The sequence below is a fragment of the Clostridium beijerinckii genome, assembly GCF_018223745.1.
GTDB lineage: Bacteria > Bacillota > Clostridia > Clostridiales > Clostridiaceae > Clostridium > Clostridium beijerinckii.
The window spans coordinates 889284-903018 of the sequence record NZ_CP073653.1 but is presented as its reverse complement, the minus strand read 5'-3'; the positions used below and the strand labels follow the sequence as shown (position 1 = coordinate 903018).

The following is a 13735-nucleotide window of genomic DNA, read 5'->3' as shown; positions in this document are numbered from 1 at the left end:
TATTTGTCCACATTTCTGATATGCTTTACATTGGCTACATGCTTATAATATCACTAAGTATATTAATTAGACATAGATAAAAAAGAACTCCGTTTTGCACTTTTTTGAACATTATTATATAATGTGTTTTGGAGAGGAGGATTATAATGAATTATAAATTACGTTATTCTCAAAAGACATACTTATTTTCTATTTATGGGTTGCTAGTAGCCTTATTATTGCTTTTATTCTTTCTTTGTTTTTATTACTTTTATAGTGATAATATTTACCAAACAGCCAAAACCAAATCTGAAACTATCAGTGCCTCTATTCATAAATCAGTATCAACCGAATTAAATAATATGTCCACAATATCCATGAATATTGTCTACTCGAATGCTATAAAAAAGAATTTTACTAGTTTTACACATAATAACACAGATACAATAAATCTCGAACATTTTACTCAATCTAGAGAAAACGTTTTAGCTATATATGATATTATTACTGCTATAATCGGTCCCTTTCAATCAGCCAGTCAAGTTAATCTTTATACACAAAATGGAATATGTATAGGATCAGGTTTCTTTCAAGGAGTAATAAATGTAGATTTGAATACGGTACCATGGTATAAGGATACATTAGATAAAAATGGTGAAAAAAATATTTTTCTTACTGATAAATTATCATACTCTCCTACTAAAATTGAAAATATGTCAAACCATCATTATCTTTCACTTTCACGTGTATTCTTTAATCGAAATAATGAACCAGAAGGTATTGTTGAAGTAGTACAAGATTGCAACACTATATTCTCTCTAATTTCAGAATTAAAGCAAAAAAATCCTTCAACATCATTCTATATATATAATGAACATAATGAGTTAGTTTACCCCTATTCATCTGCCCCAGAAGATAATATAAATTATACTAATACTATACAAGAACACAATTTAAGTCCATCAGTTGGGTATTTTATTAATATAGATAGTAAGCATGATGTCCTGATGTCGTATCAAAAAGTCGATTCATATAATTGGACAATCATTGCCGTTGAACCTAAGGAAGTTGTTTTCAGATCATTGCACTCCTTTAAAGAAGGTTTTATTATTATAGCTATAATTTCAATCATTTTTACACTATTTTTATGTTTTATAATTTCAAGTAGATTAACTCAACCTTTAAGTACTTTAACTAATTCTACAAAGATGGTCACTATAGACAGAGTATTAAATGAAAATGAAACTCTATTAGTTCCAATTAATAGTAATATACTTGAAATTTCCGAGCTCTATCAATCGTTTTGTGATATGTATGAAAAATTAAGAGATTCTTCTCATGAAATTTTATTATTAAAATCAGAAGAAACTCGTGCAAAACTACAAGCGACCCAATCTCTTATTAATCCACACTTTTTATATAATAGTTTAACAAATATAAGTATCATGGCTGAAGAAGATATGAATAGCGAAATAATTAATATATGTCATGCATTGTGTGATTATTTCCGTTATATTACAACATGCGATGAAACTGCTGTTCATTTATCTTTAGAAATATCATATACGGAAAAATATATTGAATGTATGAAAATGCGATATGGAAGTGATTTTATTTATACTTCAAATATTCATGAATCAACAAAGAACATTTTAATTCCTAAACTAATAATACAACCTATAGTAGAAAATGCTTTTAAATATGGCTTTAGCTCCTCACCACCTTGGATTTTAGATATCAAATCTTCTATAACAAATGATCAAAAGTGGCTTATATATATCGAAGATAATGGTGGTTGTTTAAGTGATCAAGATAAAGAGAAATTATTATCTAATCTCTATAATTTAAACAGAACTAAAGAACTAAAATCATTAAGGATTGGCGGAATGGGACTTAAAAATGTATATCTAAGATTACAACTTTTATATGGTACTGAAGCTATATTTTCAATTGATAATTCTCAAAAAAATAGAACAATTTTTATAATCGGTGGACCCGTACATCTAAATAAGGAGGATTTTTATGAACAATACACACACCTATAAACTTATTGTTGTTGAAGATGAACATCTTATAAGACAGAATATAATAAAAAAAATTAATTCTTTATCTATTCCTTTTGAATTAGTAGGTGAAGCTAGCAATGGAGAAATTGCCATTCCTCTCATAGAACAGCAATGTCCATCTCTAGTTATTACTGATATAAGAATGCCTCAATACGATGGATTAGAATTAATTAAATATCTCTACAAAAATCATCCTCATATAAAGACTATGGTATTAAGTGGATACAATGATTTTAAATATGCTCAGACTGCATTAAAATATGGTGTAAAAGATTTTTTATTAAAACCAGTAAAAATAGAAGAACTTAGCACTGCTTTACAAAGCATTCTTGTTATGCTTGAGTCCGAAAGTAAAGAATTCTCTTCATTTTCAATTGATCACCACAGTCTAAAGCCTGAAAGCCTAAGCCAGTTACTTGAAAATTACTTGCTTAATAACTATGCCTCTGTGACATCAATAACCGAAATTTCTGAGAAATTTGGATTTACAAGTGAATATATAAGTAAGATTTTTAAGAAATATACCGGAGTAACTCCGATAAAATATATCACTAGAATTCGCATTAATGAAGCCAAACAGCTTTTAATTAATCAGCCTGACTTGGAAATAAAAAAGGTTGGTGAATTGATTGGTTATAAAGATGCCTTCTATTTTAGCAGAGTATTTAAATCTAATGTAGGTGTGTATCCTAGCGACTATAGAATAAAACATTTAAATTATAACTAATAATTCTATATTGTTCTCATAATATTGTGTTTTACACCATATTAATTACTATCATGAATTTATCACTCCAAAGAAAAATAGAAGGCAAACTCTCATATTGACTGTTTGCCTTCTGCCTCTTAAGTAACTAACCAAAAACTTTTAATCTATCAAAACTTTTTCTTAGAACTAAGCTGAATAATTATTTTCTTTATTAACTAAATGACTCCTAACTTTCAAATGCTTGAGATAAGTCATAAATTATATCATCAATATGTTCTGTTCCTATTGAAAGACGGATTGTATTTGGTTTAATTCCTGACTCTGCTAGTTCAGTTTCATTCATTTGAGAATGTGTTGTACTCGCTGGGTGAATTACTAATGATTTAACATCAGCTACATTTGCAAGTAGTGAGAATATTTGTAGTTTATCAATAAATTCCTGTGCTTCCTTTGCTCCACCTTTAATTTCGAATGTGAATATAGAACCTGCTCCCTTAGGAAAATATTTTTTATATAAAGCATTATCAGCGCTCTCTGGTAGCGATGGATGATTAACACTTTCAACCTTTGGATGATTCTTTAAAAATTCTACAACTTTTAAAGCATTCTCAACATGACGTTCAACTCTAAGTGAAAGAGTTTCTAAACCTTGTAATAATATAAATGCATTAAATGGACTTATGCATGCACCCGTATCTCTTAATAAAATAGCACGAATTCTTGTCACATATGCGGCAGCCCCAACTGCTTCTGCGAACTTAATTCCATGATAGCTTGGATCTGCTTCTGATAATTGTGGGAACTTTCCTGAACCTATCCAGTCAAACTTTCCTGAGTCCACAATAACTCCACCTAGTGATGTACCATGTCCACCAATAAATTTAGTTGCCGAATGAACAACTATATCTGCCCCATGTTCAATCGGTCTAAATAAGTATGGTGTTCCAAATGTATTGTCCACTATTAGTGGTATTTTATGCTTATGTGCAATTTCTGCTAATGCTTTAACATCTAAAATATTTGAGTTCGGATTTCCAAGTGATTCAATTAAAATTGCTTTAGTATTATCTTGAATTGCATTTTCAAAATTTGATAGGTCAGATGGATCTACAAATGTTGTTGTAACACCGTTTGTAGGAAACGTATGTGCTAACAAATTATAAGATCCTCCATATATAGTTTTTTCTGCAACTATGTGATCACCAGCTTTAGTTATATTTTGCAATGCATATGTTATTGCTGCTGCTCCAGATGCTACCGCAAGAGCTGCTACTCCGCCTTCCAAAGCTGCAACACGTTTTTCAAAAACATCTTGTGTTGAATTTGTTAAACGACCATATATATTTCCAGCATCAGCTAATCCAAATCTTGCTGCTGCATGTGCAGAATTTTTAAATACATATGAAGTTGTTTGGTAAATTGGTACTGCTCTAGAATCTGTTGCTGAATCAGGTTGTTCTTGCCCTACATGAAGTTGAAGTGTTTCAAATTTTAATTTTCTTTCTTGATTACTCATAATTTGTTGCCCCCATTTTATATAATTTTTATTTCTAATATATTTACTATGATTTGTACGTTACCCTAATTTTCTAGATATTATATTTAGCTTTGAATTTGATTTTTATCACGACCCTAGAGAAATATACAAATAATTAGACATTTAGATAATAAAAGAGCTACTTTCTAGATAAGAAAGTAGCAAAAAAATATGTACATTCTTATCTTTCAGATAAAGTATCTGCAGGAATTAGCACCTTAAATTAAAATAGATTTTTAATTCAGGTTGCTAGGCATCATAGGGCCAGTCCCTCCGCCTTTCTTGATAAAAATTATTATATTATATTATTCTTAGTTGTTTACTATGATATAAAGTATACATTTTATTGCTATATATGTCAACAGTATTTTAAATTTTGTATGTATTTTTTATTAATTAGTTATTTTATCTAGAATTCACAGTCATATATTCTAAATAAACCCAGTCGCAATGTTTCTTTTCTACTTTACAAATATTTAATCTTGATAGATAATAATTATTATAAACGACATGGAGGTAATAAAGATGGAAAGTTTAACTTTAGAAGAAGGAATGAAAGCTCCTGATTTCACATTAGTAGGATCTGATAAAAAAGAACATAAATTAAGTGATTATTTAAATAAAAAAGTCATCTTGTACTTTTACCCTAAAGATAATACTCCTGGCTGCTCACAAGAAGCACAAGATTTTAAAAATGGTTTGGATGATTTTGAAATGAAAAATGCTGTTATTTTAGGTATAAGCAGAGATTCTCTAGCGTCTCATGATAAATTTATTGCAAAATATGAATTGCCCTTCATTCTTCTTTCAGATGAAAAAGAGGAGGTATGTAATCTCTACGGCGTATTAAAGGAAAAAAATATGTTTGGGAAGAAATCCATAGGTATTGAAAGAAGTACATTCGTAATAGATGAAAATGGGATTATATCAAAGATTTATAGGAAAGTTAAAGTTACAGGACATATAGAACAATTAAAATGTTCTATACAATAATTTAATTATTTAAAATATTGTATGATAATAAATAAAAAAAGATAGTTATTACAACTATCTTTTTTGCTTACCTCGCAACGTCCTACTCTGCCACACAGTCTCCCATGCAGTACTATCGGCGCTATAGACCTTAACTTTCCTGTTCGGAATGGGAAGGAGTGTTACCTCTATGCCATCATCACGAGATGCATAATTTACAGAAATCTTCGATTTCGTGTAAATTAGCACTCAGCGAACGAATGTGAGTCGAGTTTCCTTTGAAAAAAGACTCTTAGTTTACGCTTATACCACATTTACATTAATCTATTACTGTAATTATTCCTTTTTGAAAAAACTTTGTTCTTTCAAAATTGCACATAAGTGAGAGTCCAAATTTCATATTTGGTTTCTCGAACTTACTCAGCGAACGCTAGTGAGTCGAGCTTCCTCTCTATTTAATGTATATTACAACTTGACTATATTGGTCAAGCCCTCGACCTATTAGTATCAGTCAGCTAAATATGTTACCATACTTACACCTCTGACCTATCAACCTTGTAGTCTTCAAGGGGTCTTACTAGCTTATGCTATGGGAAATCTCATCTTGAGGTGGGCTTCACACTTAGATGCTTTCAGCGTTTATCCCTTCCCGACTTAGCTACCCAGCTATGCTTCTGGCGAAACAACTGGTACACCATAGGTCAGTCCATCCCGGTCCTCTCGTACTAAGGACAGCTCCTCTCAAATTTCCTACGCCCGCGACGGATAGGGACCGAACTGTCTCACGACGTTCTGAACCCAGCTCGCGTGCCGCTTTAATGGGCGAACAGCCCAACCCTTGGGACCTACTTCAGCCCCAGGATGCGACGAGCCGACATCGAGGTGCCAAACCTCCCCGTCGATGTGAACTCTTGGGGGAGATCAGCCTGTTATCCCCGAGGTAGCTTTTATCCGTTGAGCGATGGCCCTCCCACGAGGTACCACCGGATCACTAAGCCCGACTTTCGTCCCTGCTCCACTTGTAGGTGTCGCAGTCAGGCTCCCTTCTGCCTTTACACTCTTCGAACGATTTCCGACCGTTCTGAGGGAACCTTTGGGCGCCTCCGTTACATTTTAGGAGGCGACCGCCCCAGTCAAACTGCCCACCTAACAATGTCCTGTCACCAGTTTCATGGCATCCAGTTAGAACTTCAATACTATCAGGGTGGTATCCCAACAACGACTCCACCAAGGCTGACGCCCTAGTTTCCCAGTCTCCCACCTATCCTGTACAGACAATACCGAAATTCAATGCTAAGCTACAGTAAAGCTCTACGGGGTCTTTCCGTCCAATCGCGGGTAGCGAGCATCTTCACTCGCACTACAACTTCGCCGGATTTGCAGTTGAGACAGTGCACAAGTCATTACGCCATTCGTGCGGGTCAGAACTTACCTGACAAGGAATTTCGCTACCTTAGGACCGTTATAGTTACGGCCGCCGTTTACTGGGGCTTAAGTTCACACCTTCGCGTTACCACTAAGTATTCCCCTTAACCTTCCAGCACCGGGCAGGCGTCAGCCCCTATACATCAGCTTTCGCTTTAGCAGAGACCTGTGTTTTTGTTAAACAGTTGCTTGTGCCTATTCTCTGCGGCCTGATTTCTCAGGCACCCCTTCTCCCGAAGTTACGGGGTCAATTTGCCTAGTTCCTTAACTGCAATTCTTCCGTCGGCCTTAGGATTCTCTCCTCATCTACCTGTGTCGGTTTGCGGTACGGGCACTACTTCTCTCTCTAGATGCTTTTCTTGGAAGCATGGAATCAGATACTTCGGTTCCGTAGAACCTTCCCCATCACGCCTCAGAATTGTTGGAACGGATTTGCCAATCCCAACTCCCTAAACGCTTAGACTAGCATCCAATAGCTAGCACATCCTATCCTTCTCCGTCACACCATCGATAATAACGATTATAGTGGTATTGGAATATCAACCAATTGTCCATCGACTACGCCTTTCGGCCTCGCCTTAGGTCCCGACTAACCCTGAGAAGACAAACTTTACTCAGGAAACCTTAGATATTCGGCCTGTAGGATTCTCGCCTACATCTCGCTACTAATGCCAACATTCTCACTCGTAATCAGTCCACCGCTCCTTACGGTACGACTTCAGCCCGATTACGACGCTCCTCTACCGCTCACGCTAATGCGTGAACCCGTAGCTTCGGTGGTAAGTTTGAGCCCCGGACATTTTCGGCGCAGGATCTCTTGACTAGTGAGCTATTACGCACTCTTTTAATGAGTGGCTGCTTCTAAGCCAACATCCTAGTTGTCTTAGAAATCCCACATCCTTTTCCACTTAACTTACACTTTGGGACCTTAGCTGACGATCTGGGCTGTTTCCCTTTTGACCATGGAACTTATCTTTCATAGTCTGACTGCCGGACTGATAGTATGTGGCATTCGGAGTTTGATAAGGTTCGGTAAGCGCTATGCCCCCTAGCCTATTCAGTGCTCTACCTCCACTACTCACATTTTCCGACGCTAGCCCTAAAGCTATTTCGAGGAGAACCAGCTATATCCGAGTTCGATTGGAATTTCTCCGCTATCCACAGCTCATCCCATGCTTTTTCAACAGCAACGTGGTTCGGTCCTCCACGAGGTTTTACCCTCGCTTCAACCTATTACCATGGATAGGTCACCCGGTTTCGGGTCTACAGCATGCAACTAGTCGCCCTATTAAGACTCGGTTTCCCTTCGGCTCCGTACCTTAAGTACTTAACCTCGCTACATACCGTAACTCGTTGGCTCGTTCTACAAAAAGCACATCATCACACACATAAGGTGCTCTGATCGGTTGTAGGCACATGGTTTCAGGTTCTATTTCACTCCCCTCCCGGGGTTCTTTTCACCTTTCCCTCACGGTACTGCTTCACTATCGGTCATCAGGTAGTATTTAGCCTTGGGAGGTGGTCCTCCCTGCTTCCCACAAGGTTTCACGTGTCTCGTGGTACTCTGGTGCAGAACTGATTATCATAGTTTTCACTTACGGGACTATTACCCACTGTGGTCCAACTTTCCAGTTATGTTCAATTAACTATGATTTCTCGTTATGTTCTGTCCGCAACCCCAGAGATAAATCTCTGGTTTGGGCTCTTTCCTTTTCGCTCGCCGCTACTAAGAAAATCGATTTTTCTTTCTCTTCCTCCAGGTACTTAGATGTTTCAGTTCCCTGGGTATACCTTCATAAAGCTATGTATTCACTTTATGATACATGGGGTTTCCCATGTGAGTTTCCTCATTCGGAAATCTTCGGATCTCTGACTATGTGCGTCTACCCGAAGCTTATCGCAGCTTATCGCGTCCTTCATCGGCTCCTGATGCCAAGGCATTCACCATGCGCCCTTTGTAGCTTGACCTAATTATTAGTCATATCACAAAGAATATTTATTCTTGGCTTTGTTGTATTTTATATACATTAAATCTATGTGCAATTTTCAAAGAACATCTTGCTTGCTTATTACCGTCAATTGCTTCGTCAGCTACAAATTTTACTCATTTACGTACGTGAAGTACGCTTCATTTCATAAAATTTTCGCTTTCTCGCACTTGTCGCTACTAAGCTACGCATTTTGAAAGACTTAGTCTTTCAAAATTGAACAGAACAAATACTTAAGTAACCTTTGAGCAAGTATTTTATATTTTGATACATAATAATGTATCTGTACTAGTCAGACATCATGCTGATCTAGATTTCTCCATAGAAAGGAGGTGATCCAGCCGCAGGTTCTCCTACGGCTACCTTGTTACGACTTCACCCCAATCGCTGACCCTACCTTAGGTCGCTGCCTCGCTTGCGCGTTAGCTCACGAACTTTGGGTATTGCCAACTCTCATGGTGTGACGGGCGGTGTGTACAAGGCCCGGGAACGTATTCACCGCGACATTCTGATTCGCGATTACTAGCAACTCCAGCTTCATGTAGGCGAGTTTCAGCCTACAATCCGAACTGAGACTGGTTTTAAAGTTTGGCTCCACCTCACGGTTTAGCATCTCTCTGTACCAGCCATTGTAGCACGTGTGTAGCCCTAGACATAAGGGGCATGATGATTTGACGTCATCCCCACCTTCCTCCCGGTTAACCCGGGCAGTCTCGCTAGAGTGCTCAACTAAATGGTAGCAACTAACAATAAGGGTTGCGCTCGTTGCGGGACTTAACCCAACATCTCACGACACGAGCTGACGACAACCATGCACCACCTGTCTTCCTGCCCCGAAGGGCTTCCCCGATTAAGGGTAATTCAGGAGATGTCAAGTCTAGGTAAGGTTCTTCGCGTTGCTTCGAATTAAACCACATGCTCCGCTGCTTGTGCGGGCCCCCGTCAATTCCTTTGAGTTTTAATCTTGCGACCGTACTCCCACATGGAATACTTAATGCGTTAGCGGCGGCACAGAGGTCATGACAACCCCTACACCTAGTATTCATCGTTTACGGCGTGGACTACCATGGTATCTAATCCTGTTTGCTCCCCACGCTTTCGAGCCTCAGTGTCAGTTACAGTCCAGAAAGTCGCCTTCGCCACTGGTATTCTTCCTAATCTCTACGCATTTCACCGCTACACTAGGAATTCTACTTTCCTCTCCTGCACTCTAGATATCCAGTTTGGAATGCAGCACCCAGGTTAAGCCCGAGTATTTCACATCCCACTTAAATATCCACCTACGCTCCCTTTACGCCCAGTAAATCCGGACAACGCTTGCCACCTACGTATTACCGCGGCTGCTGGCACGTAGTTAGCCGTGGCTTCCTCCTCAGGTACCGTCATTATCGTCCCTGAAGACAGAGCTTTACAATCCGAAGACCGTCATCACTCACGCGGCGTTGCTGCATCAGGGTTTCCCCCATTGTGCAATATTCCCCACTGCTGCCTCCCGTAGGAGTCTGGGCCGTGTCTCAGTCCCAATGTGGCCGATCACCCTCTCAGGTCGGCTACGCATCGTCGCCTTGGTGAGCCGTTACCTCACCAACTAGCTAATGCGACGCGGGTCCATCTCATAGCGGATTACTCCTTTAATTGCTATGCCATGCGGCACTACAATCTTATGCGGTATTAATCTTCCTTTCGAAAGGCTATTCCCCTCTATGAGGCAGGTTACCCACGTGTTACTCACCCGTCCGCCGCTAATCCGCTCCCGAAGGAGCTTCATCGCTCGACTTGCATGTGTTAAGCACGCCGCCAGCGTTCGTCCTGAGCCAGGATCAAACTCTCAATAAAAAGTTTAATCTTAGCTTACTCAAATAAAAATTGCTGGTTTACTTAAATTTATTTATATCATTCTGTTCAATTTTCAAAGACCAATTTTTCTTTCTTACAACTACCGTTGTAATGTTTTGTTGTTATCTGTCGTTTCTGACAGCTTATTCAGTATATCACCGCTTTCGAAGCTTGTCAACAACTTTTTAAAAAACTTTTTGAACTCATTTTCAGTAGTTCTATTAGCTTCAAGTTATTAATTCTGCATCTCTTAGCGAGGATTTCATCATATCATCACCATTCGACATTGTCAACAACTTTCCTAGAAAATCTTTTTCCCTTTAAGTTGTTTTGTTTATGTCTCTTAGCGACGTGTTTTATCTTAACATCTCTGATATCTTCATATTATTTGCTTTCCTATTACTAAATGCGATTATCTTCACCTTTCTTTATAATCCGTCATTATTCTATATTTTATGCATACTGATACGCTAGCAATAGTTGTCCAAAGATTTAATATCATTTATTATATATTTAAACATTTGTATTGCACTCTCATATCTCTCTAATAAGCCCTGATAATCTGAGTTATAAAAATGCTATAACATCTTTATTTTTAATCTTTCTAATAAAGTTACTTAATTTGAGTCAAAAATACATTACACATTCAACTTTTTATCATTCTTGAATATCTCAACGATTTCTAAACAGCACTTTTAATTTTGCTTTTCGTATAATTGCCCAATTCTGATTTCACAGAAAATATTTTTAAAACAAACATTAATATTCCTGAAATTATTGAAATAAAAAATATTAAAAACCATAATGTTTTATATCCATAAACTTGAATATATGCTCCAGAAAAAAAAGTACTAAGAGCTGTACCTAGAAATCTGCCAAGATTCATTATTGCATTTAATCTGGCTCTATAATTGCTTGGACTATTATTTGCCACATAAACACCTGAGCTTATTGAACTTAAAATTTCTCCTAAAGTCCATATTATTGTGGAAATAATAAAAAAATTGAAATTATCAATATATCCTATCATTCCAAATCCTATAGCATATAATATTCCCGTAAAAGCCATATTAGTTAACTGATGATTTCTTTTAGTTATAAAACCTATAAAAATTGTAAGGACTAAAACAGTTACAGCATTTATACTCATAATGTAGCCCAAAAGTTTAGCACTTTCATTATTAAATTGAGCATTTAAAGTTATAGGCAAAGAAAACTTATGCTGAGCATAAATAAAGTTATATACCATATATAAAACTAGAAATAGACTTAATGCTGGCCTTTTCCAAAGCATTTGAAACGTATTTCCATTTTCTGCTATTTCGGCTTTACTTTCAACCTTTAATTTACTATTTACCGGATAAGTCTCTTTGATATTTTTCCATACCAAAAAGACTGCTATTAAAGAAGTTAGTGTATCCCCTAAAAATAATAATGGTAAAAGATTATTAAATAAAAAACCTGCTATTATTGGTCCAATTGCAACTCCTGCATTTATCGCTAGGTAGTTAAGAGAAAATCCAGCTTGTCTTTCTTCCTTAGAGAGTATATCTTGAATCATTGATTGAAATGCTGGACGTACAAAACCATTAAAAAATGTACTTATCAATAAACACATTATAGTAATCGAAACACTTTTAGTGAAAGCACAAGGTATTAATGTTACTGCTGCTATACTTTGTGCATATGTATATATTTTTTTTCTTCCAAACATATCTGATATTTTTCCACCTAAAATGGATGCTGGTATGCCTACAATAGATGATAATGTAACTATAACTCCAGTTGCTGCAGCTGTCATTCCAATTTTTTGAGTAAGATATAATGCGAGAAATGGTACTACAAAATCTCCAAGTCTGTTAATAAGTGTAGCAAAACATATCACATACATTTCCTTTGGTAATCCTTTATAATTATTAATGAAATCTTTCATTTGTTATGCCCCCTTTTCTTAATATATTTTACCTATAAAATCCTTAAATTCCAAAACATTCCCACTAAATAATTTTTATATAAATTACCATTTTAATGCTATAATTTTATCTATATTTCAATATTTTAGTCAAATATGATTATTATCTTTTTATTTATTGGATCCTATTTTATGACATTTGCATTAGAAGTATTAGGTTAATATTTAGAAGAATATATAAAGAAGCTAATAAACTTTATAAGGAATTAATGAATATATAAATAGTTATATGATACTGTCTACATCAGAAGCTATCACTATCGGATTTTAACCTGATAGTGACAGCTTCCTCTCCTTTAAACTAAGCAGTAGTTAAAATTTCACAAAATAGTTCATCACAGATTTTTCTTTAAATCCACACGATTTATATAAATTAAGTGCCCTACTGTTTTTATCAGCCACATCTAATTCTACTTGCTTTATATCTTTTTCACTTATTAATTTTAAAGCTGCCTTTAGTACTGCTCTTCCATAGCCTTTTCCTCTAAACTCTGGTAACACGCCAAAACCCAATATGAAAGCTGAGTAATCATTATATTCAATATGAATTTTACCTATGACTTCATTGTCTAATTCAGCTATATAGGCATTTTTTATTCTTGATTCATCTTCCTCAATTTGTTCAGTTTCTTCTTCAGCTAAAACTTTGAAACTTTCATTTTCCTCCTTATCAGAAAAATAAATCAAGTCTTGTCTTGATAATTCCTTCTTATCTGATGCCTTTGCTTTTCTTAAATTAATAGGAAATAAATTTTCTAAAAAATGCTGACTTATTAATTCCATCCCATATTCAGAAAAATCGTATTCTCCTCCTACTGCTTTTATAAATTCATTTCCAGATTTAGATTTACCATCTGTTAATAATAATATCTTCTTAAAACCATTCCTACTACATTCATCTATTGCAAGGTCAAAGAGTTTTTTAAAGATACCTTTTCTCCTCCACTCTGGATGAGTCATTCCATTAAGCTCAGCTATATTTCCTCCAAAACATGAAATTCCAAGATAAGCAACTAAAACATAATCTACATAATATAAAAATTCATTTAATCTCTTCTTTGATGTTTCTGAATTTTTATTCATTTCTAATTTAAAGTCTACTTCCAACTTTAAATTTACTTTATCCTTTGAAGTTATGATTTCTTGAAGTTCATTTATATCTTTATATTCTTTTTCACCTATATATTGCTTCATAGTTATTATATGATTTACTTCTTTCATTTTAAAATCTCCTTTTTGCTTGCTTTTGAA

The 13735-nt window shown here is 35.8% G+C and carries 6 protein-coding genes, 3 rRNA genes and 1 riboswitch; of the genes, 3 read left to right on the top strand and 6 right to left on the bottom strand.

From position 1 onward, the window contains the following. Positions 1-146 precede the first annotated feature (146 nt). Together KEC93_RS04260 and KEC93_RS04255 are read left to right on the top strand one after the other, a co-directional pair. A complete protein-coding gene (locus tag KEC93_RS04260) occupies positions 147-2024 on the top strand; it encodes a cache domain-containing sensor histidine kinase (RefSeq protein WP_077869268.1) in 1878 nt (625 codons plus the stop codon). After that, a complete protein-coding gene (locus KEC93_RS04255; protein ID WP_011968111.1) occupies positions 2002-2772 on the top strand; it encodes a response regulator transcription factor in 771 nt (256 codons plus the stop codon). Before KEC93_RS04260 ends, KEC93_RS04255 begins: the two co-directional genes overlap by 23 nt. 208 nt (positions 2773-2980) lie before the next feature. Here KEC93_RS04255 and KEC93_RS04250 read toward each other — a convergent pair whose 3' ends face one another. Beyond that, the gene (locus tag KEC93_RS04250) at positions 2981-4270 is read right to left on the bottom strand and encodes an O-acetylhomoserine aminocarboxypropyltransferase/cysteine synthase family protein (RefSeq protein ID WP_017211732.1); all 1290 of its coding nucleotides are present in this window, start codon (positions 4268-4270) and stop codon (positions 2981-2983) included. A gap of 199 nt (positions 4271-4469) precedes the next feature. Then, positions 4470-4583, bottom strand: a riboswitch (SAM riboswitch). Positions 4584-4816: 233 nt separating this feature from the next. On the opposite strand from KEC93_RS04250, the gene KEC93_RS04245 reads away from it, so the two are divergent. After that, a complete protein-coding gene (locus KEC93_RS04245) occupies positions 4817-5284 on the top strand; it encodes a peroxiredoxin (RefSeq protein ID WP_065416290.1) in 468 nt (155 codons plus the stop codon). A gap of 69 nt (positions 5285-5353) precedes the next feature. Here the strand turns inward: KEC93_RS04245 and rrf are convergent. From rrf to KEC93_RS04220, 5 genes are all read right to left on the bottom strand, one after another. Beyond that, positions 5354-5470 (bottom strand): 5S ribosomal RNA (gene rrf, locus KEC93_RS04240). A 274-nt stretch (positions 5471-5744) separates the two neighbouring features. Then, positions 5745-8656: ribosomal RNA gene (locus KEC93_RS04235) — 23S ribosomal RNA — on the bottom strand. Positions 8657-9001: 345 nt separating this feature from the next. Then, positions 9002-10512 (bottom strand): 16S ribosomal RNA (locus KEC93_RS04230). Together the 16S, 23S and 5S rRNA genes form the textbook arrangement of a ribosomal RNA operon. A gap of 682 nt (positions 10513-11194) precedes the next feature. Further along, positions 11195-12445 carry an MFS transporter gene (locus tag KEC93_RS04225; RefSeq protein WP_039768857.1) on the bottom strand — a complete coding sequence of 417 codons (1251 nt, stop codon included), beginning with the start codon at positions 12443-12445 and terminating at the stop codon, positions 11195-11197. A gap of 351 nt (positions 12446-12796) precedes the next feature. Beyond that, positions 12797-13705, bottom strand: a complete 909-nt coding sequence (locus tag KEC93_RS04220) for a GNAT family N-acetyltransferase (RefSeq protein WP_031276455.1) — start codon at positions 13703-13705, stop codon at positions 12797-12799. Positions 13706-13735: the final 30 nt, after the last annotated feature.

Bases quoted from the DNA above. Each gene is read 5' to 3' on its own strand.
- KEC93_RS04260 (WP_077869268.1), top strand. From the start codon at position 147: ATGAATTATAAATTACGTTATTCTCAAAAGACATACTTATTTTCTATT.
- KEC93_RS04255 (WP_011968111.1), top strand. From the start codon at position 2,002: ATGAACAATACACACACCTATAAACTTATTGTTGTTGAAGATGAACAT.
- KEC93_RS04250 (WP_017211732.1), bottom strand. From the start codon at position 4,270: ATGAGTAATCAAGAAAGAAAATTAAAATTTGAAACACTTCAACTTCAT.
- KEC93_RS04245 (WP_065416290.1), top strand. From the start codon at position 4,817: ATGGAAAGTTTAACTTTAGAAGAAGGAATGAAAGCTCCTGATTTCACA.
- KEC93_RS04225 (WP_039768857.1), bottom strand. From the start codon at position 12,445: ATGAAAGATTTCATTAATAATTATAAAGGATTACCAAAGGAAATGTAT.
- KEC93_RS04220 (WP_031276455.1), bottom strand. From the start codon at position 13,705: ATGAAAGAAGTAAATCATATAATAACTATGAAGCAATATATAGGTGAA.